General features: G+C 69.9%; 1 protein-coding gene. It reads left to right on the forward strand.

The window, feature by feature from the left end; all coding sequences use genetic code 11:
- On the forward strand, positions 1-1,305 hold a 1,305-nt coding region (locus tag AC3ERT_RS36490), incomplete at both ends, for a beta-ketoacyl synthase N-terminal-like domain-containing protein (protein WP_435179479.1).

Consider the following 1,305-nt stretch of genomic DNA (forward strand, 5'->3'; position numbering starts at 1 on the left):
TCAGCAGCGGGTGCTGCTGGAGACGTGTTGGGAGGCGTTGGAGGACGCGGGCATTGCCCCGGGGACGTTGCGGGGCACGGACACGGGGGTTTATGCCGGCATCATCACCTCCGGCTACCGCGTCGGGGAGCAGGACGGTGCGGGCGGTTACGGGCTGACGGGGACGACGGCGAGTGTGGCGTCGGGTCGGGTGGCGTATGCGCTGGGGTTGCAGGGCCCTGCAGTGTCGGTGGACACGGCGTGTTCGTCGTCGTTGACGGCGATTCACCTGGCCGCGCAGGCGCTGCGGTCGGGGGAGTGTGGGATCGCGTTGGCCGGCGGGGTCACGGTCATGGCTTCGCCTGGGACGTTCACGGAGTTTGCGCGGCAGCGGGGATTGGCCAGCGATGGGCGGTGCAAGCCGTTCGCGGAGGCCGCTGACGGCACCGGGTGGGGTGAGGGCGTTGGCGTCGTGGTGCTGGAGCGGTTGTCGGACGCTCGCGCGCGCGGGCACCGGGTGCTAGCGGTGGTAGCCGGTAGCGCGATCAACCAGGACGGGGCGAGTAATGGTCTGTCGGCGCCGAACGGTCCCTCCCAGCAGCGGGTGATCCAGCAGGCGTTGGCAAGCGCGGGTCTGGCGGCTGGTGATGTGGATGTGGTCGAGGCGCACGGCACCGGCACGGCGTTGGGTGATCCGATCGAGGCACAAGCGCTGCTGGCCACGTACGGGCAGGATCGTGATCCGGCACGGCCGTTGTTGCTGGGGTCGGTGAAGTCGAACATCGGCCACACGCAGGCGGCTGCCGGTGTCGCGGGTGTGATCAAGATGGTGCAGGCGATGCGGCACGGAATACTGCCGCAGACCTTGCACGTGGACTCCCCGTCCTCCCACGTCGACTGGTCGGCCGGAGCAGTCGAGCTGCTGACCGCCCCGCGTGAGTGGCCGGCGGGTTCTGGTCCTCGGCGGGCGGGTGTGTCGGCGTTCGGGATCAGCGGCACCAACGTCCACCTCATCCTCGAGCAGCCTGCAGAGGATGTCCCTGCCCTGGACGTCCCTGCCGTGGAGGCTCCTACCCAGGATGGGCCGGAGTCTGCGGGTGCGGTGGCGTGGGTGGTATCGGCGCGGTCTGATGCGGCGTTGGTGGCGCAGGCGGGTCGGTTGGCTGAGTTCGTTGACGCTCGCCCTGAGGTCTCGGTCGGGGATGTGGCGTTGTCGTTGGCGGTGACGCGGACGACGGGGTTCGCGCACCGGTTGGCGGTGGTGGGCGGTGACCGTGGTGAGTTGGTGGAGGGGTTGGCTGCTGCTGTGTCGGGGCGGGAGTCGGC

This window comes from Actinacidiphila sp. bgisy145, assembly GCF_057708125.1.